Genomic DNA, 22,455 nt, shown 5'->3' with positions numbered 1-22,455 from the left:
GGCTAGTCACCCCGCGCAGCGGCGGGGCGCAGGCCGCCGCGGGACGGCTTTGGTTACTTTCCCCAAGAGGAAAGTAACCCGCGCGGCGACGGCCGCACGGAACCAAAGCAATCTGGCAAAGAGAGAGACTGAGCGGTAGCGGCTCACGACAAGGAAACCTTGCCGAGCGCCACGCAAGAACAGTCATCCGAATATGTCGCGCCACGCGGCTAAACTGCGAGCATGGACGAACGCGCGCTGCTTGCAACCCTGGCCGATGGTGCCACGCATTCTGGCGCGACGCTGGCGGCGACGCTGGGCGTCAGCCGCGCGGCGGTGTGGAAGCAGATCGAGAACCTGCGCGCGGCGGGGTTGCCCATTGCCGCGCAGGGTGGCCGCGGTTATCACTTGCAATGTCCGCTGCAATTGCTCGATGGCGACGCGCTGCGCGCGGCGCTGCCGCGCGGTGTGGGCAAAGCATGGCCGTGCATCGAGATTCACTGGCAGCTCGATTCGACCTCCAGCGAGTTGCAGCGGCGCGCGGCGTTATTGCCTTCGGGCAGCGCGATTTTTGCCGAGCGCCAGAGCGCCGGGCGCGGCCGGCGCGGACGCAGCTGGCTGGCGCCGCCGGCGTTGGGGCTGACGTTCTCGCTGCTGTGGCGCTTCGAGCACGGTTTCGCCGCGCTGGCCGGCTTGTCGCTGGCGGTGGGCGTGGCGGTGGCCGAAACCCTGCACGCGCGTGGCGCGCATGCGATCACGCTGAAGTGGCCCAACGACGTGCAGCATGACGGCGGCAAGCTGGCCGGGATTCTGGTGGAGCTGGGCGGCGAGTTTCTGGGGCCGTGCCATGCGTTGATCGGCATCGGCCTCAACGTGTGCATGCCGGCGGCCGTGCGTGCCGACGCCGGGCAGCCGGTGGCCGATCTGGTGGATGCTTGCGGCGGCGTGGCGCCGGCACGCAACGCGCTGGCCGCCGCGCTGCTGGCGGCGCTGGCCGAGGTCTTGGCGCTGTTCGCGCGCGAGGGCTTTGCCGCATTCGCCGCGCGTTACGCCGCGCTGGATGCGCTGGCCGGGCGCGAATTGAGCGTGCAGACCGGCAGTGAAACGTTTCGTGCAAGCGCGCAAGGCGTCGATGCGCGCGGCGCGCTGCGCGTGCTGCGCGGGGCGCAAACGCTGTTGCTGGACAGCGCCGAAGTGTCGGTGCGCGCGTGAATCTGCTGCTGGATCTCGGCAACACGCGCCTGAAGTGGGCGCTGGCCGAAGGCGCGCAATTGCGCGGCGCGGCGCTGGCGCTGGCGTGGGAGACGCCGGACTTCGAGACGCGCTTGGGTGCGCTGCTGGCCGCGCTGCCGCCGCTGCGCGCGGTGCACATGGCTGCGGTCGCGGCACCCGCGCGCGAGGCGCAGGTCATCGCCATCGTGCAACGCGTGCTGCGCATCGAGCCGCGCGCACAGCGCAGCGCGGCGATGCTGTGCGGCGTACGCAGCGCCTACCGCGAGCCGGCGCACCTGGGCATTGATCGCCTGCTCGGGCTGGTCGCTGCGCACGCCGCCGGTGATGCGCCGTGCGTGCTGGCCAGCTTGGGCACGGCGCTGACGCTGGATGCGCTGGGCGCCGATGGGTGCCATCGCGGCGGACTGATCGTGGCGGCGCCCGCGCTGATGCAGCAAGCCTTGCTGGGTGCGGCCGGGCGCGTGCGCGCGCAAGGCGAGGGTCGCGTGGTCTGGTTGGCCGACAACACCGAGGACGCGCTGGGTTCCGGCGCGTGGCTGGCGACGACGACGCTGGTCGAGCGTTTCTGCGAGGAATCCGCGCTGGCGCTGGGCGCGCAGCCGCGGCTGCTGCTGGCCGGTGGCGACGCGCCGCGTTTGCAGGCGCAGTTGCGGCGCGCGGCGCAGTTGTTTCCCGATGCGGTGCTGCGCGGTCTGGCGATTGCCGCGCATGCGCAGCGCGATGCGGGCTGAGCACGCCGTGTCGGGAATCTGCGCGCGGTCACCGATCTTGCGTGGCGCTGCGCCTAAAATCGCCGCATGATCCTGCGCCTGACCGTGCTGCTGTTGCTGCTGCTCAACCTCGCCGCGGCGGCGTGGTGGCTGTGGGGCGGGCGGGTGGCGCGACCGGTGCCGGCCACGGTGGCCGGCGTGCCCACGCTGCATCTGCTGCATGAAGCGTTGCCGCGCGCCGCGACGCGGGCGCTGTCCACACCGGGCGCAGCCGCGCCCGGCACGCCCGCGCAGTGCCTCAGCGTGGGTCCGTTCACCACGCAGGCCGAGATGCACCAGGCCTTCGCCGCGCTTGATGCGCACGTGCCGCGCATCCAGTACCGCGTGGCCGAGTCCGCGGTTTCGCGCGGCTGGTGGGTGTATCTGACCGCTGCCGGGCGCGAGCAGGCGCTGGCCACGGCACGCGCACTGGCCGCGCACGGTGTGCGCGACGACTACGTGATCACCGCCGGCGATCAGCAGAACAGCATCTCGCTGGGATTGTTCCAGGATCCGGCCAACGCGCAGCGGCGCGAAGCGCAACTGCGCGCGCTGGGTTTCCCCGCGCAGATGCGCCAGCGCGTCGAGCAGGTGCCGCAGTACTACATCGAGTTCCAGTTGCCGGCCGCGCCGGGCTTCGTCTGGCAAACCCATGTCGCGCACGCCGACATCCTCAACGCGCAGGCGCGCGCCTGCGATTGAACCGCGCGCCGACCTGTTCGATGGCGGTGATCGGGCGTATCGCACGAGGCAGTTACAATGCGCGCACGCCGGCATAGCTCAGTTGGTAGAGCAACCGCCTTGTAAGCGGTAGGTCCCCCGTTCGAGTCGGGGTGCCGGCACCAGCCTCGGAGCCTGCACGTGAACGAACCCGGTGTGGATTACGACGCGCGCCTGGCGGCACTGGCGGCCGCATTCGCGCAGTCGCTGCCGGACAAGCGCGCCGCGATCGCACGCAGTTGGCGCGCATGGCAAGCCGGTGACGCCGCGGCGCGCGGTGAACTGCAGGCGCTGGTGCATCGCCTCGGCGGCGCGGCTGACAATTACGGTTACGTGGCGTTGGGCGTTGCCGCGCGCGCGCTGGATACCGCGCTCATTCCGCGCCTCGAAGCCGGTCCTGATGCCGTGGCGGTCGCAGTCGCCGCGCTGCTCGTGGCTTTCGATCAGCCGCCCGAGGCGGTCTGATTTCCGCGCTGCGCCACCGCGCGCCGCGCGCTCGATGTGGAGGACCGTCATGACCCCTGCCGTTTCCGCAAACCCGACCGCGCGCGCGCTGCCGCGCATCAGCCTGATCGGCGCGCCCACCGACATCGGCGCCGGGCATCGCGGCGCCGCCATGGGTCCCGAGGCGCTGCGCGTCGCCGGCTTGGCCGAGGCATTGCGCGCACGTGGGCTGGAGGTGCTCGACCGCGGCAATCTCGGCGGTCCGATGAATCCGTGGCAGCCGCCGCGCGATGGCTATCGTCACCTGCCCGAGGTGCAGGCGTGGGCACGTGCCGTGGCCGAGGCCATCGACGCGGAGCTGGCGCAGGCGCGGCTGCCGATTCTGCTGGGCGGCGATCATTGTCTCGCCATCGGCTCGATCGGCGCGGTGGCGCGCCACTGTCGCGCGCGGGGGCGCAAGCTGCGCGTGCTGTGGCTCGACGCGCACGCCGATTTCAACACCCACGCCATCACCCCCTCGGGCAACATCCACGGCATGCCGGTGGCGTGCCTGTGCGGCCATGGCCCGCTCGAGCTGACCACGCTGACCGGCCCGGCGCCGGCGCTGCGTGCGGACGAAATCCGCCAGATCGGCATCCGCGCGGTCGATCCGGGCGAGCGCCGACTGGTGCACGACGCCGGCCTCGCCATCTTCGACATGCGCTACGTCGACGAGATGGGCATGAAGCGCGCCATGAACGAAGCCCTCGCCGGTCTGGATGCCGACACCCATCTGCACGTGAGCTTCGACGTGGATTTTCTCGATCCCGGCATCGCGCCCGGGGTCGGCACCACGGTGCCTGGCGGGCCGAACTATCGCGAGGCGCAGCTCGTCATGGAGATGATCGCCGACAGCGGCCGTCTGGCCTCGCTCGACATCATGGAGTTGAATCCGGCCTTCGACGATCACAACCGCACCGCGCGGCTGGCGGTGGATCTGGTCGAGAGCCTGTTCGGCAAATCCACGCTGATGCGCGGTTGAAGCAAGCAGCCGGAGGCAATGTGTGATGCAATTCACAGCTTGAGCACGGTCACCTTCCGACACACCAGTGAACATTTGTCGCGGCGCGCGGTGACTGCGCGCGCTGTGCACGGTTCGTGCATCAAGGACAGGCAACAACGGTCACCTGTCGTGGCCGAGCGAGGAAGGGCGGGACGGCCCATGCTCAGACACTCCGATCAAAACGCCGCATCGCCGGGCAGCGCGCTGGGCGGCGCCGTGCCCGGCACGCCGCAGGCACGGCGCCAGCGCGCGCTGATGGCGCTGGCGCCGGCGTTGGCGGTGGTGGGCGCGCTGCTGGGCGCCGCTGCCGGTCTGCTGGCTGTGTTGCTGCCTGTCGTGGCGCTGGTCTGCGCGCTGGCCGCGCTGCTGGTGTTGGCGTTGATGGTTTACGGCAGCCTGCTGCGTCGCCGCGCGCTGCGCCGCGCCGAGGTACTGCTGCAGGCTTTCGCCGGCGAGCTGCGCGAACCGGTCAGTTTGCGTGACGCCCAGGGTCGCTTTCTGTTCGCCACGCGTCCGGCCGCGGCCATGTTGGGCGCCGAGCCAGCCGATGTGCTGGGCTACACCGAAGGCGATTTTCTCGATCCCGAGGCTGCCGCCGGGCGCGCCGCCGAAACCGCCGCGCTGCTCACCGAGCCGGGACGGCTCACCCTGCGCCGACGCGGGCCTGATCCGGATGGGCGCATGTGCGAATACCTGGTCAGCAAGCAGGCGCTGGCGCTGCCGCGGCGGCGTGCGTTCGGGTTGCTGGAGATCGGTCGCGAAGTGGGCGGCGAGCGTGCCTGGCGTCAGTTTCAGGAACAGCGCGACAGCGAATGGCGCGCGCTGTTCGAGGACCATCCGCTGCCGGCGCTGGTGATGGCGCAGGATGGCGCGTTGCTGGCGGTGAACGCCGCCGCCGAGCGCTTTTATGCCTACGCCGCCGAGGATTTGCTGGCGTTGGGCGCCAACGCCATCGCCGTGGAGCCGGGCAACGATCCCGCGCTGAGCCTGCTGCGCGGGCCCACGCATCGCCGCCGCGACGGGCGGCAAATGCCGGTGCAGGTCACTTCCAGTCCCTTGCTGTATGCGCGTCGCGATGCGCGCCTGCTGCTGATTCGCCCGCGCGAGGGCGCGGCCAGCGAGGGCGAGTTGTACGAGCGGCGCTATCGCGACCTGATCGACTCCGGCATCTGGCTGGTGTGGAGCCATGATCGCGATGGCCGGGTACTGCAGGCCAACGGCGCGGTGGCCGGAGCGCTGGGCGTGGAAGCTGGCGAATTGGTCGGCCATCTGTTGACCGATTTCATGGAGCCCGAGGATCACGACGCGGCGCTGGCCATGCTCGAGCGCAGCGCCAGCCGGCGTCGCGACACCGGGGTGATCAGCGTGCGTGGTCGTGGCGGCGAGCGCCGCACCTGGCAGTACCACAGCCTGGCCTATCCCGAGGACAACCCGCCGCAGATCCTGCTGGTGGCGCAGGACATCACCCTGCGCCAGAACTACGACCGTCAGTTGCGCGAGCGCACCATGAGCGATCCACTGACCGGTGTTTACAACCGCCGCTATTTGGAGGAGTTCTCCGCGCGCGGCAGCGAACAGCAATTCGGCTGCATCGTGGTCGATGTGGTCAGCTTCAAGCGCTTCAATGACACCTATGGTCATGCCCAGGGCGACGCCATGCTGCGCAAGCTGGCGCAATTCCTGCGCGCCGCCTGTCGTAGCCAGGATGTGGTCGTGCGCCTCGGCGGCGACGAGTTCGCGCTGGTGCTGCCGGATACCAGCGAGAGCGTGCTGCGCGAGATCGCGCACCGGCTGGAACTGCGCTCCGAGGCCGAGCTGGGCTTCGCGGTGTCGGCGGGCTGGGCCTTGCGTCAGGGTGGTGAGAGCTTCGAGGCGGCCATGAAGCGCGCCGACCTTGATCTGCTCGCACGCCGCGCCGCAGAACGCAGCGGGCAGGGTGAACGCGAGCGCTGAGAGGTCGGGAATGGGGGAGCGGGGGGGTGGGGGGCGGGAGAGTGTCATCCACCGCATCGCCGCGATTGTCATGCCGCAGCCACCTTCGTCATTCCCGCGCAGGCGGGAATCCAGGCGCTTTGTCGGTCTTGCGGAAAGACTGGACCCCCGCCTGCGCGGGGGTGACGCGCTTGGCCGAGACCAGTCGTAACTTTCCAATCCCGGCGGCTAAACCCTCCGTCCCGCTGTGGCATCCAACGCGGCATGATGGACGGAACCTTGCCCGGCCTGCGCCCGCACATGTCGCTGCCTTTGCCTGACGATGCCGATGCGGCTCTGGTCGCGGCGGCGGCGCGTGGCGCGGTGGCGGCGTTCGAGGCCTTGTATCGACGCCATTCGCCGCGCGTGCTGGGCGTGCTGCTGCGTCTGACCGGTTACGACCACGCGCGCGCCGAGGATCTCGCCCAGGATGCGTTTCTGCAGGCGTGGCGCGCCTTGCCGGGATTTCGCGGTGATAGCGCGTTCGGCACCTGGCTGTACCGCATTGCGGTGAACAGCGCGCTGGCCAGCGTGCGCGCGGCGGGCAGTCGCATCGAAACCTGCGTTGACGAGAACCTGGCCGAAACAACCGCGACGCAAGCCGTGTTCTGTCCGCTCGAACGCGGCGAACTGGAGCGTGCGGTCGCAGGCCTGCCACCGCGTGCGCGCAGCGTGCTGGTGCTGCACGACATCGAGGGCTGGACGCACGCCGAGATCGCGCTGGCGCTGGATCTGGCGCCGGGCTCGTGCAAGGCGCATCTGCACCGCGCCCGCGCGCTGCTGCGCGCACAACTGGAGGATCGCGCATGAATCATCACGATGACACGTCAGCCGCGCTGGCCTTGCGTCGCGCCTTGCGCGCGCTGGCCGACGACGTGGCCCCGCCCGCCGCGCTGTGGGACCGCATCGCCGCGCAACTGCCGCACGCATCCGTCGTCATGTCAACGCCTGCGCGCAATGCGTGGCGCACGCCGTGGCCGGCGCTGGCCGCCGTGCTATTGCTCGGTGTCGGCCTCGGTCTGCTGCTGCCGCAGATGCTGCCGGCGCGCGCGCTGGCTGTGCGCGATGTCGCCGGCCAGCGCGCGCTGCAGACCGCGCTGTTGCAGCTCGATCAGGCGCAGGCCAGCCTCGGCGCCGCGCAGCGTATGCAACCACAGGCCGGCTTCATTACCGAAATGCGCGTGCAAACCGCTTTGCAGCGCGCGGCCATCGCGCACCGCCTGCAAGGCAGCTGACGCCCCTGTTCACGCCGGCGCAGGCCGGTCCAATCCACCCAAGGAGCACCCCATGTCCATGCACATCTCGCATCATGATCGCCGTCTGGCGCGCAATGTTCTGATCGCGCTGGCCGCGTGCGCGCTGGCGCTCGTGCTGCCGCGCGCGCAGGCCGCGCCGACGCCCTCGGCGGATGCGCCATCGGTCCCGATCAACATCACTCGGCCGCTGGCGGCGGATGGCACCGTCAGCATCGACAACGGCGCCGGCAGCATCCAGGTGATCGCCTGGGACAAGCCCGAGGTGCGGGTCACCGGCCAGCAGCCGGCCGCGGTCAAGCCGCCCGAAGTCGAGAGCAGCGCCAGTCGCTTCACGCTGCGCATTCGCGCCAAGGTCGAGCAGTGCTGGCTGGGTTTTTCCTGCTCGACCAAACTGCTGCCGGTGCACCTGACTGTGTACGCGCCGCGCGGCGCGCGCCTGGATCTGCACGCGATCAGCGCAGATACGCGCGTGCAGGGCATGAACAGCCCGCGCCTCGACGCTGACGGCGTCAGCGGCGATATGACGCTGAGCGACGCGCGCTTCGCGGTGGCGCGGCTGCATTCGGTCAGCGGCGACATGCATTTGAACGCCGTCATCGGCAGGCTGGACGCCGATAACGTGTCCGGGGACGTGCGCGGCGCGATGCTGGCGTGCGGCAGCGTGCGCGCCACCACGGTGTCGGGTGATATCAGTCTGGGCTGCGCGCGGGTGAGCGAGGCTGCGTTGAAAAGCGTATCCGGTGATCTGCAGTTGAGCCTGAGCGCGCTGGCGCCCGCGGGCGCGGTGAGCCTGAACACGGTCAGCGGCGATGCGCGGCTGAGCGTTCCGGCCGGCGTTTCGGCACGGCTCGATCTCGGCAGCCTCAGCGGCAGCATCGGCGGGGCGCTGCCGGCCGGCGTGACCGTGCAGAAGCACAGCGTCAGTGGCCGCTTCGGCAGCGGCGACGGCAGCCTGCGCGTGCAGACCGTGTCGGGCGATATCCATCTGCAGCAAGGCGGCTGAGCGCGCGGTGTCATCGCCGGGCGCGCAGCCACGCAGTGATGTCATCCCGGGCGGCGCTTAACGCCGACACGGGATCCAGTGGGTCTTGCCGCGCGTGATGCCTTGAATCCCCGCTTTCGCGGGGATGACGATGGAATAAGGTCATTCCGTACGGCGCGCAGCCACGCAATGAGCTCATCCCGGATGGCGCGCAGCGCCGATCCGGGATCTAGTGCCGTACTCGCTTCGGATCCGCTCTTACAGGCTCAGCTTGAAGCCCGCGTACCAGGTGCGGCCCAGGGCGGGCTCGATGCCGTAGGTCCACACCCGCGAGTAGTACACGCGGTTGAACACGTTGGACACGCCGCCCAGCAGCTCGACACGCGGCGTGAGGTTCCAGTTGGCGGCGAAGTCCCACACCGAGTACGCCGGGATCAGTGCCGGCAACAGCACGGTGCCGCCGATGCCGGGCTGATCCTGGGCGCTGTCTTGCCAATACTGTGAACCCGAGAACACCCCGGTGAACGCCAGCTTGTAGCGGCCGTCGCGGCGCCAGGTGACGCCGGCCTTGGCCAGATGACGCGGCGAGTACGCCGGCGGCTTGCCGACCTGGTTGGGAATCGCGCTGGCCACGAAGCGCGCGTGCAGCAACTGCAGATTGACGAACGCATCGAGATGTTCGCCGTTGGCGTCGCCGTGCAGAAAATCGTAGGCCAGCTCGCCCTCGAAGCCCTCGTTGTGCGTGTTGCCGCTGTTCTGCTCGATGGAGACGATCGGACTGAGGTTGATGGTCTCGATGCGGTTGTGGAAATCCATCCAGAACACGCTGGCGTCGTAGAACAGGCCATCAGTTGGCGTGCCATGGATGCCCAACTCGTAGCTCAGCACCTTCTGCACCGCCGGGGCCGTGCCGGGGATGATGTTGGCGTGCGGCGAGCCGATGTCGAAATAGCGCACCGGACGCCAGCCGGTGGAGACGTTGAAGTAGGTCTCGTTGAGGTGACCATGGTCGAAAAAGTCGTTGCCGATGCCGAGGCCGAACAGCGGCACGGTGCGCGAGACGGTGGTGTTCAGCAGCGGCCGCGACAGGTTGGGCGGGCGCACGGTCTCGAACACACTGACTTTTTCGTGATCGAGCCGCAGCGCGGGCACGATATGCCAGCGATGCCCCGGCCCGAAGCGGAACAGGCTGCCGGCGAACACCGAGGCATAATCGGAATGCCGCCCCTGCACCAGCGTGGGTACGCCGCCGGTGGCATCGCGCGGCGCCAGCAGGTTGGTGTAGTTGGCGCCGCGCAGCGGCGCGTCGGAGTGGTACAGCACCGTGCCGAAGGTGAAGGTGTCGCCAGGGCCGAAGTCGTGGCGCAGGCGCAGGTCGGTGCCGACGTAGCGGAAGCGCGCATCCTGGATGTTGGTGACGGTGGGCTGCGGCTGCGGCGGTACCGCCGGGTTGGCCACGCGCTGGGTCAGCTCGGAATCACCCGCCCAGGCCTTGCCGTAGAAGCGCCAGTGGTCGCCGAACCGCTGCTCATGGGTCAGCACGGCGACGTTGCGGTCGGCCCACTCGCGGTTGGCCGGCGTGGTGGTGAGGTCGGGATTGGCCGCCCATTGCGCGTAAGTGAGGCGTCCGGCGTCATTGGATGCGGCGTCGTACAGATGCAGGGCCAGGCCCCACCGCGAGGTCGCGCTGGGCGTCCACAGCAGGTTGGCATCGATGCCCTTGACATTGTAGCCGCTGTTGGCGCGCGGGCCGTCGCTGCGGTTGATCCAGCCGGCCACGCGGTAGGCGAAGTCGCCGTCGCTGCCCTTGACCACGTTGTAGGTCTGCCAGCCGCCGTGGCTGCCGATCATCTGCTCGGTGCTGGCGCCGAAGGGCGCGCCGGCGACCGCGCCCTTGGACACGAAGTTGATCACCGGCGCCGGCTCCGGCCCGTACAGCAGGCTGTTGCCGCCGCGGATCACCTGCACTTCGCGGATGCCCTGCAGCGGCGGCTGGTAGTACAGCGTGGGAAATCCGATCCAGTCCAGTTCGGTGGGTATGCCATCCTGCAGCACCAGCACGTATTCGGATTCCTGCGGATTGCCCAAGCCGCGGTAGGTGAGATTCACGCGCAGCGGATCCTGTTCCTGCGACACGATGATGCCGGGCGTGCGCACGAACAGTTGCGTGAGGTTGTCCTGCGCCACGGTCGGGATCTGATCCATGCGCGTGACCGTGGTCTTGGTGGTCGCCGTGATCAGTGCGCCGTCCACCTCCGGCATCAGGTATTGCAGCTTCGGCTTCCAGAATGGCTCGGCGCTGCGTTCGACCTCGATCTTGGGTAGCGTCAGCGGCGGCTGGTCATTGGCGGGCAGGGCGTTTTGACGCGCGGGCAAGTGCGTGCTGGCGAGCAGCAGGGGCAGGGTGGCAAGGATGGGCATGGTGATCTCGGCAAACGTATCGGTGGGCGATGCGGCAAGATGGCACGGGTTTATAGTCTTGATCTTATCCAGAGTTTTTATCTAATCTTTAACACCAATGACAGTAGGAGTTCCCGGATGCCGCACAAGTTCCCTGGCGCGCTCGCGTTGAGCATGGCTTTGGTCCTCGCTCTGCCGCAGACCGCGCACGCCTGCGCCTGCGGATGCGGCGTGTTTCAGGTGGGCACCAACGATCTGCTGCCGACGACACTGGGCAACGGCACGCTGCTGTTCGCGCAGGTGGATTATCTGGATCAGTCCAGGGACTGGTCGGGTTCGTCCAGCGCGCCGGTCGCGGACAACGCCGACAAGAATATCCGCACCCTGTTCCAGAGCATCGGCGTGCAGACCATGGTCAACCGCGACTGGGGGTTGCGTGTCGAGGTGCCCTACTGGCAGCGCCACTTCACCACGCTGGACGCCGCCGGCGCCCCGGTCTCCTACGATCATGGCGCGCTGGGCGATATCCGCGTCATGGGCATGTACACCGGCTTCTCGCCGGATCGCTCCAGCGGCCTGATGCTCGGCATGAAGCTGGCCACCGGCGACTGGACCTACCCCAACTTCGACCGCGACACCGAGATCGGCACCGGCACCACCGATCTGCTGCTGGGCGGCTATCACCAGTGGAAGTTCGGCGCCGAGGGTGGCTGGGGCGGCTTCGTGCAGATCCTGGCTGACCTGCCCGCCAACAGTCGCGCCGGCTATCGCCCCGGCAAGGAGTTGGACACCGCCTTCGGCGTCTATCCGCAGGGGTGGGACATTGGCGGCACACACCTGACGCCGGTGCTGCAGGCGCTGCTGTCGCTGCGCGGCAAGGACAGCGGCGTGCAGGCCGATCCAGGCAATTCCGGCTACCAGCGCCTGGTCGCTGCGCCGGGGATGGAGCTGGCCTGGCAACGCCTGCGTGTCGACCTCAGCGTCGGCGTGCCGGTGTACCAGCACGTCAACGGCAATCAGCTGGTCGCGCCCTGGCAGGGGTCGCTCAACCTGAGCTACGCCTTGTAGTTGCAGTTACCGTCGGCATTGCGACGTTCGGCGCCGATTGTCGCAAAGGGGCGCCATGCCCGCGTGGAGTCGCCGCAGCCGCAGGTTGCCGGGAGCGCACACGCATGTGTGCCCAGGCAGTGCGGCCGCATTCGCTACGGCGTGGCGGGTGCCTCCAGCGTGACATCCACGTGGTCCGTCGCGGCCGAGCTGTCGCCGACGTAGATGCGGTAGTTCCCCGGATTGGCCTGCCATTGCAGGTCGCTCTGCACGATGGCCAGGTCGTGGCGGGTCAGGCGGAAGTGCAGCGTACGCTGCTCGCCCGGCGCCAGCGTCACGCGGCGGAAGCCGCGCAGCAGCCGCAGGGGCGGGCTGACGCTGGCCACTTCGTCGTGCACGTACAGCTGCACCACATCGGCTCCCCTGCGCGTGCCGGTGTTGCGGATGCTCGCGGCGACCGTCAGCGTGCCGTTCCAGGGCATGCGGACCCGGTCGGCGTGCACGTCGCCGATCGCGAACGTGGTGTAACTGAGGCCGTAGCCGAACGGGAACAGTGGCGTGTTGGCCACGTCCACGTAGCGCGTGGTGTAGGGATCGTCGGGGTTGTACGGCCGACCGGTGCGCAGTTGGCTGTAGAACAGCGGCACCTGGCCGAGGTCGCGCGGGAAGGTTACCGGCAGCTTGCCCGAGGGATCGACGCGGCCGAACAGCACGTCGGCGACCGCCGGTCCGCCCTCGGTGCCCGGCATCCAGGCATCCAGAATCGCCGGTACATGGCTGGCCAGCCAGGGCAACGCCAGTGCGCGGCCGTTGATCAGCACCACCACCACGGGTGTGCCGGTGGCGGCCACCGCCTTGACCAGGGCCAGCTGATTGCCCGGCAGGCCCAGGTGCGAGCGGCTGTTGCCTTCGCCGACGATGGCGACATCTTCGCCCACCACCAGAACTACTGCGTCCGCGCTGCGCGCCAGCGCCACCGCCCGCGCGAAGCCGGCCGCGCTGTGGCCGCGCACGCGGGTGCCCGGCGCGTACAGCACCTGCGTGTGCGGCGAGACGGCCTGGCGGATGCCGGCGAGCACGCTCACGGCTTCATCGGCCTGGCCTTCGGCATGCACCGGACCCAGCAGATCCAGGCGGTCGTCGGCCAGCGGACCGATCACAGCGATGCGCTGCAGGTCGCTGCGCAGCGGCAGGGTGTGGTTCTGGTTGCGTAGCAGCACCATCGATCGTGCCGCCACTTCGCGTGCCAGTGCGCGGTGTGCCGCGGAGGGCGCAGCCATCGGCGAGTCGCCCCTGCGCCCGCCGTGGCGGTAGGGATCGGCGAACAGGCCCAGCCTGTACTTGGCCTCCAGTACGCGGCGCACGGCGGCATCCACGGTCGCCATCGGCACCTTGCCTTCGCGCACCAGCATGGGCAATTCCTTCAGGTAGGCGCCGCTGTGCAGGTCGATGTCGATGCCGGCGTCGATGGCCTCCTGCGCCGCCTGGGCCGGCGTGGCGGCGATGCCATGCTGCTGCAGTTGCGGCACGGCGTCGTAGTCGGACACCACCAACCCGTCGAAGCCCCACTGCCGGCGCAGCACTCCATGGATCAACGCGCCGTCGGCAGTGGTCGGTACAGCATTCAATGCGATGAAAGCGGCCATCACCGCGCCCACGCCCTGGTCCACCGCGGCCTTGAACGGCGGCAGGTAGACCGAGTCCAACTGGTAGCGCGGCAGCCACACCGAGTTGTAGTCGCGGCCCGCCTGCACGGCGCCGTAGCCGGCGAAGTGTTTGGCCGTGGCCAGCATGGCGTCGGGCGCGGCCAGGTTCTTGCCCTGGAAGCCGCGGATGGCGGCGCCGGTCATCACTGCGTCGAGGTAGGGGTCTTCGCCGGCGCCCTCGGATACCCGGCCCCAGCGCGGATCGCGTCCGATATCCACCATCGGCGCAAAGGTCCAGTCCACACCTGCGCGTGTGGCTTCCTGCGCGGCGGCATGCATGGCCTGCTGCACCAGCGCCGGATCCCAGGTGGCGGCCAGGCCGATGGGCATGGGCAAGATCGTGCGGAAGCCGTGCACCACATCGCCCATGAACAGCAGCGGGATATGCAGTCGCGACTGCAGCGCCAGATGCTGCATGCGCCGTGTGTAGGCAGCCACGTCCACGCCCGGCAGTACGCCATTGGTGCCGCCGACCTCGCCTTTGCGGATCAGCGCCGCGAGATCCTTGTGGTCGGCGCCGAGGATGGTGAGCTGGCCGACCTTTTCCATCAGCGTCATGCGCGCCAGCAGGCCATCGACGGTGGCGCGCATGGCTGCCGGATCGGTGCCGCTGGCGGGGGCGGCTGTTGCCGCAAGGGTGGACAGCGGCACCAGGCCCACCAGAGCGGTGGCCAGCACAAGGAGGATAGGACGCAGCGGCATGGACGGATTCCCGGCAAGGCGATCGGCCAGCGCCGAGCATAGCGGTGGGCCGGTGCACCGGTGCTGCTCACGGACTTGTGCTGCATGGCATCACAGGCGGTGCCGCCCCGTTACACTGTGGAGCTCACGCAACACGGCAGAGCCCCGCACATGAATGCACGCACGCGCGTCCTCACCGGCATCACCACCAGCGGCACGCCACACCTCGGCAATTACGTGGGTGCCATCCGGCCGGCGCTGCGGCTCGCGGCGCAGCCGGATACCGATGCGTTTTTCTTCCTCGCCGACTACCACGCGCTGATCAAGTGCGACGACCCCGAGCGCATCGCGCGCTCGCGTCTGGAGATCGCCGCGACGTGGCTGGCCTGCGGACTGGACCCGGCGCGCGTCACCTTTTATCGGCAGTCGGATATCCCCGAGATTCCCGAACTGACCTGGCTGCTGACCTGCGTCACCGCCAAGGGCCTGATGAATCGCGCGCACGCCTACAAGGCCGCGGTGGATGCCAACATCGCGCAGGGCGAGGATGCCGATGCCGGCATCACCCTCGGCTTGTACAGCTATCCGGTACTGATGGCCGCCGACATCTTGGCCTTCGGCGCGCAGCGCGTGCCGGTGGGCCGCGATCAGGTGCAGCACATCGAGATGGCGCGCGACATCGCGCAGCGCTTCAACCACCTCTACGGCGCCGGCAGGGAGCTGCTGGCGCCGCCCGTGGCGGTGGTCGACGAGGATGTCGCCACATTGCCCGGCCTCGATGGCCGCAAGATGTCGAAGAGCTACGACAACACCATCCCGTTGTTCGCCGGTGGCCCGCGCGCCCTCGAGGACGCCATCGCGCGCATCGTCACCGACTCGCGCAGGCCCGGCGAGCCCAAGGATCCGGACAGCAACGCACTGTGCGCGATCTACCGTGCCTTCGCCACGCGCGCGCAGGGCGACGCCTACGCCGCCGAATTGCGCGCCGGACTGGCCTGGGGCGAGGCCAAGCAGCGCCTTGCCACGCGCATCGAAGCCGAAATCGGACCGAAACGTGCGCGCTATGACCAGCTGACCGCCTCGAATCAGATCGAGGAAATCTTGCAGGAAGGCGCGGCCAAGGCACGCGCGCTGGCCGCGCCGCTGCTGGCGCGACTGCGCGAGGCCGTCGGTCTGCGCGCGCCACAGGCGGGATCTGCACAGGTGATGCGCAGTAACGCTGCAGCCCGCGTCGGCCGTTTCGTCACTTTTCGCGGCAAGGACGGACATTTCCACTTTCGCTTTCTTGGTGCCGACGGCGTCGACTTGCTGCTCTCGGTGCCGTTCGACACGCCCAAGGCCGCTGCCGACTGGGTGCAGATGCTGGACAAGGCCGGCGGCGCGGCCAGCTTCGTATGGGGGCCGGACAACTTGCATCTACGCATCGCTGAACACATCGGCGGGCAGGCCTTCGAGCTGTGGTTCGCGCACGAGCGTCTGGCCGAGGCCGGTCCTTATGCCAACGCCGATGCGCGCGATGCCGCCATGTTGCAACTGGTCGATGCGCTGGAAACGCGCTGGCGCGCGCTGGCTGCCGCGCAGCCCTGAGCGCGGTGTCGGCGATTTGGCCGCGGGGCGTGCCGCGGCAACGGCGGGTTGACAACAGGGTGCGTCGGCCGTGGGTCTGCCTCGCGCGACTCGCGCTGGGTGCATGCGATCGTGGTCTCCGCCATCGCATGACAACCGTCGAACTGGTGACGAGCATCGCCATGCGTGCATGCGCAGGGCAGGCAATCAACCCGCGCCGCCGGCGCCCGTAACCCGGGTGGTATGGCGGCGCAAGTACGATGCCTTGATCTCCGCGTGCATGCAGACCGTCGCCATGAACCCACTACGTGATTCCCTGAATAAAATCATCGGCCGCATGAGGGCGCGGTTTCTTGCCGGTGCGGTGCCAGCCACGGAGTTCAACGCGCAGATCGATTTTCTGGTTTCGCCGGTGCGCGAAACGCGCCACGTCGATGGCGACGATTTGCTCAGCGCGGGCCTGGGCCGCGCCGGGTTGCGTGGTGCGCCGGCGGTGTTCGCCGATCCCGCGCGGCCGACGCCGGCCGAGGTGCGTCGGCGCGCGATCCAGATGAGTTGGAAGGGTATCGCCTGGTTGCAGCCCTTGGCAGTATCCGATACCTACGGCGCGCTGGCGTCGGTGCCGGGGCGCGAGTATGGCGCCTTCGCGCGCGTGTCCGGCGCGCGCGCCAGCCATCGTGTGCTGGCGCAGATCCCCGATGCCTTCGATCGACGCGCGCGCTGTTTGCTGGTGGCGCCGGCCTCGGGTTCGCGCGGCGTGTACGGTGCCATCGCCGTGGCCGGTGCCTGGGGTTTGCCGCGCGGCTGCGCCGTGGTGTACACCGACAAAGCGGCGGGCAGTGGTTACTTCGACTGCGCCAGCAACAGCGGCGTGGCGCTGGATGGTACACGCGCCGTGGCCGGCAGCGCGCCGCTGGAGTTCGAGCCGGCCTCACCGCTGGCCGGCGCCGATGCCATCGGCGTGAAGCAGGCGCACTCCGGCGACAACCCCGAGGCGGACTGGGGCCGGCACACGCTGCAGGCGGCGCGCTTCGGCCTGGCCATGCTGGATCGCGCGTTTCCGGCCGAGGCACCGTTCACGCCGCAGAACACGCGCATCATCGCGGTGAGCATTTCCAACGGCGCCGGCGCGGTACTGCAGGCCGCCGCCATCGACGAGGCGCACCTGCTTTCTGGCGTGGTCGCGGGCGAGCCCAACATTTACGTCGAGGGCGGACGACCGCTGTACGACTACGCGACCGAGGCCGCGCTATGGCTGCCGTGCGCGTTGCTCGACGCGCATTTCGATACCGCGCCCGGCGCGCGCGGCAATCCGCTGCTGGCCGCGGCCGGCGCTGCGCGCTGCGCCACGCTCAAGGCGCAGGGCCGGCTCGCCGGCAGCAGCTTGCCCGAGCAGGCGCGCAATGCCCGGGAATACTTGCGTGCGCAGGGCTGGAGCGAAGCCGCGCTGAAAAGCGCCGCGATCAGCACGGCGTTCGATTTGTGGCGCAGCGTCGCCGTGCTCGACGCCGCGGCCTATGCGCGCACCGGCAGCGCAGCGATGCCTGGCGGCTACCGCTACGCCGCGCTCGATGGCCTCGGTCATCCGGCTGCCGCGGCGGAGATCGCGCGCGCGCTGTGGTGGGCGGATGGCGCCGGTGTGCCGCCCGGTTCCGGCGTCGCCATCGTCGATGCGCAGCAGGCACCGCCCGATTCATACGCGCATGGACTCTCCTGCCTGCGCGCGTTGTGGAGCGGCGATGACGCACTCGCGCAGCGCCTGCGTGCCGGCGTCGCCGCCACGCGCAGCGGCCTGCCGCGCGCCGGTCTGCCGGTGCTGCTGGTGCACGGCGTCGAGGATGGCTTGATCCCGGCCCGCTTCAGCAGCGCGCCGTATCTCGCCGCATCACGCAAGGCCGGCTTGCCGGTGCGCGAATGGCAGGTCAGCCCGGCGCAGCACTTCGATGCCTTTCTCGCGCTGCCCGGTTTCGCGCAGCAGTACGTGCCGTTGGTGCCGTATGTGCACGCCGCGCTGGATGCGCTGTGGGCGCATGTCGCATTGGACAAGGCGCTGCCTGGCGATGCCGAGATCAAGGCCGTGCCCGGCTTGCCGCCCACGGCGGCGAATCTGCGTTTGCCGCAGTAGAGCGGGAGTGGGTTGTGGGGCGCGCGGCTCGCGCGGCGCTAAGCGCGGCATGACCGGGCGCTCGGAACCTCTGCTCGTCATGCCCGCGCAGGCGGGCATCCAACGCGCAGGGCAAGGCCACTGGATCCCCGGCTCGCGCTGCGCGCGCCCGGGGATGACGAGGGAGGTCGATTCCGGTCGCTCTTTCCTGACCCCCGACCCCCGACCCCCGACCCCCGACCCCCGACCCCCGACTTTCCGCTCAGCGCGGCAGCGCGAGGTCTCGATGACCGCCTTGGGGAAGCACGCGGCCTCGCCGCCGGTGGCGGCGCGATTCTGGCCATTTCCCCGGCGGCGTTCGAGATCACGCTGCGCTGGGTCTCAGTGCTGCCCGAGCGCGTGCCCGTTGAGCTGCATGGCGCCGCCGCGGTCACTGAAGTTGAGCGCGTAATTCGCGCCCTGCTGCAGCAGGATGCCCTGGCTGAGCAGTCGCGCCAGCAGTTGCTGCGCGCCCGCGGCCTGCTGGTCGGCGGGCATGCCTTGGCTGGCCAGCCGGTAAGTGGCCAGTCGCTGCGCGAACGGCGCGGCCACGCGCAGCGAGAATTGCGCATCCAGCGCGTGCATCAGGACTGGCGGCGAGACTTGCGCGTTCGGCGGCAGCGGCAACCGCGCGCTGCCCTGCGCCTGCAGTGCGCCCTGCGCGCTGCCGATGCTGAACTGCTGCAAGCGCAGCACGGGCTGATGCTGGAGCAGATCCAGCATCGGCGGCAATATCGCGGCGCGGATGTTCTGGCTGACGACTTGCGGCGGCAGATTCTGCTGTTGCAGCTTGCCCATCCGGCGCAGCGCCAGCATCAAATTGCGCAGCGCCTGCACGTTGATGTGCGCGAAGTCCAGATCCAGACTCAGCGGCGCGAACACCTTGCCGGCGGCACTGAGACGCGCGATCCGCCATCGCAGCCTGGAATCGAGGTAATCGCCCTGCGGATCGGTTGTTGTCCCGGTGAGGCTCATGTTTTCCAGATCGAAGAACGGTACGTCATTGCCCGCCGCGGCATAGCGCACCGAGGCCAGGATCAGCGTGGATTTGCCCGCCGCGACGCCCTGCACGAAGTGCGTGTCGCCGCTCAACGCGAGCTTGCCGACCGTGATGTTCTGCGGCGCGCCGGCGAGGTGATTCGGGAAGCTGGCCTGCAGGCCGTCCCAGGTCATATCGATCTTGCCCGCGCTCATGCCGTCGCGGATTTCCAGGTCGCGGAACTTGATCCGCAGCGGCGCGATGCGCGCCGTGGCTGCCACCGCGCCGCTCTTGCCCAGATCGATCTGGCCGCTATGCCCCGTGCCACTCCAGCGCGCACCGTGCTGATCGAGCTCAAACCGCGACCCGGCCCACTGCAAGTGCGTGCCATCGGCATCGGCGTGCTGTCCGGCATCGAGCTGCGCGCGCAGGTGATTGTTGCCGGTCAGGCCGATCACATCGCGCAGCACATAGTCGCTGCCGAGCGCGGTCAGCGCCTGGTGCAGGCCGTCGATGCGCGCGTTGATCACCGCGGCCTCCGGCAGCACGGTGAAACCGTGCCTCCACGCGGCGAACGGAAACGGGCCGTAGGCGATATCAAGATGCAGCTGCAGCGGCCGCGTACCGTGCGGATCGAACTTGCGCAGCGAGGCGAGCATCGGAACCAGCACCAGATCGCCCTGCTGGCCGAACCAGCTCGTGCGGGTGCGCGCATAGCTGGCCTGCAACGTGCCCTGCCGGTTGATCGCCGCCACCGCGGCATCAAGCTGCTGGTTGGTGGTGCGTCCGGTGTACCAAGGCCCGAGTAGGCCCGCGACGATGAGCGCCGCGACGATGGCTGCGACCGTGATGGCTGCCTTTCTCATGGAACTCCCCTGAGTGCGCGGCATGGCCCATGCGCCGCAGCGATTGGTAAGCCGAATGGCGCTTGCTTGGGCATGAAATCATGATATTCGTCATTCCCGCTTTCGCGGGGGAGACGAGCTCCAAGCAAGCGCCATTCGTACCAAGCCGATTATGCCGCGACACGCCGCGCTTCAGCCAACCGCGCGGCGGCTGAGTTTGAACAGCCACGCATACATGGCGTACATCACCAGCACGAAGCTGGCGCCGCCGATCCACACCGCGGCGTGCGCGAAGCTGGCGCCGACCAGTGCCAGCGGCGCGGACTTGCCGGAAAACACCACCAACGCGGCCAGCGCCACGCCGATCAGGCTTTCTCCGACGATCATGCCCGAGGCCAGCAGCACGCCCAATTGCCTGGTGGCTTCGGGTTTGGCCGTGCGCTCGGCGCGGCGATCAAAAACCGAGCCGGCGATGGCGCCGATCACCACCATCAGCGTGGTCGAGGTGGGCAGGTAAATGCCCAGCCCCACCGCCAGCGGCGGCAGGCGCGCGGTCTTGCCGCGCCGCGCCAGCAGTTCGTCGAGGATCACGATGACCACGCCGATCGCCGCGCCCAGGCCAATCATGCTCCAGTCGAGCTTGTGCTCGATCACGCCCTGCGCCAGCGCCGAGATCAGCGCCGCCTGCGGCGCGGCCAGCGCCAGCGCCGGGTTGGTGCCGGGCATGCCGGCGAAGCCGTAGGCCTTGAGCAGCAGATCCAGCACCGGCGGAATCACCGCCGCGCCGGCGATCACGCCGATCACCAGCGCCACCTGCTGTTTCCACGGCGTGGCGTCCACCAGTTGGCCGGTCTTGAGATCCTGCAGGTTGTTGTTGGCGATGGTCGCCACCGCGAACACCACCGAGGTGACGAACAGCGCGAACGCCACCAGCGCCGGCTGCGCGCCGACCGGCAGGCTGGGCGCCACGCCCAGCACCAGCAGCAGCGCCGCGGCGATGATCACCAGGATGCCCACGCCCGACAGCGGGCTGTTGGACGAGCCGATCAGTCCGGCCATGTAGCCGCACACCGCCGAAACAAAAAAGCTCATCAGCACCACGAACACCAGCGCGCCGATCACCAGCAGCGTGATTTGTGCGCGCAGGCCCGCGACCAGGCCGAAATGCAGCAGCATCCAGCCGATCGGCAGCAACGAGATCAATGTGATCAGCCCGACCAGGCCGATCGGCAGGTCGCGCTCGGTGCGCGGCAGCGTGTCGGCCTGGCCTGACTTGCGCACGCGCGCCGCCGCCATCGCCCCGCGCAGACCGCTGACGACCGGCCGCACCAGCTTGACCAGCGTCCAGATCGCCGCCACGCCGATGGTGCCGGCGCCGACGAAGCGCACGCGCTGCGCCCATGCCGCCTGCGCGACATCCACCAGCGAGCCCGCCGCCGGGTGCAATGCCGTGAACACCGGCACCAGCCCCAGCCAGCCGATCAGCAGGCCCAGCAGCATCGACAAGCCCACCCACAGGCCCACCAGGTGCCCCACCGCGAACAGCGCGAACGACAGGCTGAAATCAAATCCCGTCGCCGAGCCCTTGTCGCCGATGCGGAAATACGTGGCCACGTTGCCGGCGAAGATTCTGGTCGCCACCACCACGGCGAAGCCCGCCGACACCAGCGCGCTCAGCGTCACCGCCAGCAGCCCGGCCTTGTTCTCCTGCTCGGCCACGCTGCCGCTGGCCGCGGCGCTGCCCACCTTCAGCACCTCGGCGCAGGCCACGCCTTCCGGGTAGGGCAGATCCGAGCCGGTCACCAGCGCGCGCCGTAGCGGGATCGTGTACATCACGCCGAGGATGCCGCCCAGCGCGCACACGCCAAAACTCATCCAGAACGGAAACCCGCTCCACCAGCCCACCATCACCAGCCCCGGCAGCACGAAGATGATCGCCGACAGCGTGCCCGCCGCCGAGGCCAGCGTCTGCACGATGTTGTTCTCTTGCATGTTGCTGCCGCCGAGACCCTTGAGCAGCGCCATCGAGATCACCGCCGCTGGAATCGAGGTGGCGAAGGTCAGCCCCGCCTTGAGTCCGAAATACACATTGGCCGCGGTGAACACCAGCGTGATCACGATGCCGAGGATCACGCCGCGAACGGTCAGCTCGCGCATCGACGGCGCGGCGGTGGTGGCAGGGGTGCTGCGGTTCATGCGCGTGCTCCTCGCAAGCGTTCAAACAGCCCGTGGCGCCGCGCGCCGGATCGCGCGCAGGGTAACCCGAAGCGGGAGGTATCGCGCAGAGGCGGATCGCCAAACAAACCGATTTTGTAATGCCCCGGCGGTTGTTGCACAGGTCAGGCCGCCAAAGCACAGGCCTCAGCGTGTGTCTTCATGCCCAACGCATGGGGCTGCTCCCGGCCGTAACGGACGAGCAACCCTTGAGTCAAGCCGGACCCATTAGCGGTGGCGGCCAACCGGGGCGCCCGGTGCGTTTGGTATCCGCAAACCCGTCCAGCTCGGCCACGGCCCGACAGGCCCAACGGACGGCCGGTGGGGCGGCGGCCGGCAGCGATCTTCGCTCACTGGTGAGCCACGATTTGCTGCGCTCAGGTCGCGCGCTGCTTCGGCAGCAGCCGCTCGTATTCATGCTTGACCACCGCGTAGCACTCGCAGACGCGCCGCTCCAGCCCGGCCCGATCCAGCACGGTGATGTGGCCACGCTGGTAC

At 69.2% G+C, this 22,455-nt stretch carries 16 protein-coding genes and 1 tRNA gene; 13 read left to right on the top strand and 4 right to left on the bottom strand.

The features are described from left to right. Positions 1-222 precede the first annotated feature (222 nt). The 10 genes from ACYDAT_RS00085 to ACYDAT_RS00040 all read left to right on the top strand — a co-directional run bounded on the left by ACYDAT_RS00085 (position 223) and on the right by ACYDAT_RS00040 (position 8,397). Positions 223-1,191: a biotin--[acetyl-CoA-carboxylase] ligase gene (locus ACYDAT_RS00085; protein ID WP_461439760.1), complete on the top strand. Its 969-nt coding sequence runs from the start codon at positions 223-225 to the stop codon at positions 1,189-1,191. Continuing rightward, the gene (locus tag ACYDAT_RS00080) at positions 1,188-1,943 is read left to right on the top strand and encodes a type III pantothenate kinase (protein ID WP_461448128.1); all 756 of its coding nucleotides are present in this window, start codon (positions 1,188-1,190) and stop codon (positions 1,941-1,943) included. The genes ACYDAT_RS00085 and ACYDAT_RS00080 overlap by 4 nt, the downstream gene beginning before the upstream one ends. Before the next feature lie 66 nt (positions 1,944-2,009). Next, on the top strand, positions 2,010-2,663 hold the full coding sequence (locus ACYDAT_RS00075) for an SPOR domain-containing protein (protein WP_461448127.1): 654 nt from the start codon (positions 2,010-2,012) through the stop codon (positions 2,661-2,663). Positions 2,664-2,730: 67 nt separating this feature from the next. Then, a tRNA-Thr gene (locus ACYDAT_RS00070) sits at positions 2,731-2,806 on the top strand. A 16-nt stretch (positions 2,807-2,822) separates the two neighbouring features. Then, the gene (locus tag ACYDAT_RS00065; RefSeq protein ID WP_461439757.1) at positions 2,823-3,146 is read left to right on the top strand and encodes an Hpt domain-containing protein; all 324 of its coding nucleotides are present in this window, start codon (positions 2,823-2,825) and stop codon (positions 3,144-3,146) included. A 49-nt stretch (positions 3,147-3,195) separates the two neighbouring features. Beyond that, positions 3,196-4,146: an arginase gene (rocF, locus tag ACYDAT_RS00060; protein ID WP_461439756.1), complete on the top strand. Its 951-nt coding sequence runs from the start codon at positions 3,196-3,198 to the stop codon at positions 4,144-4,146. 180 nt (positions 4,147-4,326) lie between these two features. After that, a complete protein-coding gene (locus ACYDAT_RS00055; RefSeq protein ID WP_461448126.1) occupies positions 4,327-6,120 on the top strand; it encodes a sensor domain-containing diguanylate cyclase in 1,794 nt (597 codons plus the stop codon). Positions 6,121-6,363: 243 nt separating this feature from the next. After that, on the top strand, positions 6,364-6,948 hold the full coding sequence (locus ACYDAT_RS00050; RefSeq protein ID WP_461448125.1) for an RNA polymerase sigma factor: 585 nt from the start codon (positions 6,364-6,366) through the stop codon (positions 6,946-6,948). After that, complete coding sequence (locus ACYDAT_RS00045) at positions 6,945-7,373, top strand: hypothetical protein (RefSeq protein WP_461448124.1); 429 nt, start codon at positions 6,945-6,947, stop codon at positions 7,371-7,373. Before ACYDAT_RS00050 ends, ACYDAT_RS00045 begins: the two co-directional genes overlap by 4 nt. A 52-nt stretch (positions 7,374-7,425) precedes the next feature. Then, entirely contained in the window at positions 7,426-8,397 is a 972-nt protein-coding gene (locus tag ACYDAT_RS00040; protein WP_461439752.1) for a DUF4097 family beta strand repeat-containing protein, read from the top strand. Positions 8,398-8,634: 237 nt separating this feature from the next. Here ACYDAT_RS00040 and ACYDAT_RS00035 read toward each other — a convergent pair whose 3' ends face one another. Then, positions 8,635-10,797: a TonB-dependent receptor family protein gene (locus ACYDAT_RS00035; protein ID WP_461448123.1), complete on the bottom strand. Its 2,163-nt coding sequence runs from the start codon at positions 10,795-10,797 to the stop codon at positions 8,635-8,637. A 117-nt stretch (positions 10,798-10,914) separates the two neighbouring features. Between ACYDAT_RS00035 and ACYDAT_RS00030 the strand changes: the two genes are divergently transcribed. Then, entirely contained in the window at positions 10,915-11,844 is a 930-nt protein-coding gene (locus ACYDAT_RS00030; protein ID WP_461448122.1) for a hypothetical protein, read from the top strand. Positions 11,845-11,978: 134 nt separating this feature from the next. On the opposite strand, the gene ACYDAT_RS00025 is transcribed toward ACYDAT_RS00030, so the two are convergent. Continuing rightward, positions 11,979-14,231 (bottom strand): glycoside hydrolase family 3 N-terminal domain-containing protein, encoded by a 2,253-nt coding sequence (locus ACYDAT_RS00025; RefSeq protein ID WP_461448121.1) that lies wholly within the window; start codon positions 14,229-14,231, stop codon positions 11,979-11,981. A 150-nt stretch (positions 14,232-14,381) separates the two neighbouring features. Here ACYDAT_RS00025 and ACYDAT_RS00020 point away from each other — a divergent pair, with 150 nt between their 5' ends. Together ACYDAT_RS00020 and ACYDAT_RS00015 are read left to right on the top strand one after the other, a co-directional pair. Further along, positions 14,382-15,797: a tryptophan--tRNA ligase gene (locus ACYDAT_RS00020; RefSeq protein ID WP_461448120.1), complete on the top strand. Its 1,416-nt coding sequence runs from the start codon at positions 14,382-14,384 to the stop codon at positions 15,795-15,797. 274 nt (positions 15,798-16,071) lie between these two features. Next, positions 16,072-17,901, top strand: coding sequence for a 3-hydroxybutyrate oligomer hydrolase family protein (locus ACYDAT_RS00015; protein ID WP_461448119.1), 1,830 nt, complete (start codon positions 16,072-16,074; stop codon positions 17,899-17,901). 360 nt (positions 17,902-18,261) lie between these two features. Here ACYDAT_RS00015 and ACYDAT_RS00010 read toward each other — a convergent pair whose 3' ends face one another. Together ACYDAT_RS00010 and ACYDAT_RS00005 are read right to left on the bottom strand one after the other, a co-directional pair. Continuing rightward, positions 18,262-19,764 (bottom strand): DUF945 family protein, encoded by a 1,503-nt coding sequence (locus tag ACYDAT_RS00010; RefSeq protein ID WP_461448118.1) that lies wholly within the window; start codon positions 19,762-19,764, stop codon positions 18,262-18,264. A 171-nt stretch (positions 19,765-19,935) separates the two neighbouring features. Then, the gene (locus ACYDAT_RS00005) at positions 19,936-21,939 is read right to left on the bottom strand and encodes an OPT family oligopeptide transporter (protein WP_461448117.1); all 2,004 of its coding nucleotides are present in this window, start codon (positions 21,937-21,939) and stop codon (positions 19,936-19,938) included. Between the last annotated feature and the right edge of the window lie 516 nt (positions 21,940-22,455).

Source organism: Metallibacterium sp., assembly GCF_054637675.1.
Note: the sequence above shows the minus strand (reverse complement) of the source record. Positions and strands in the feature narration are given on the sequence as shown.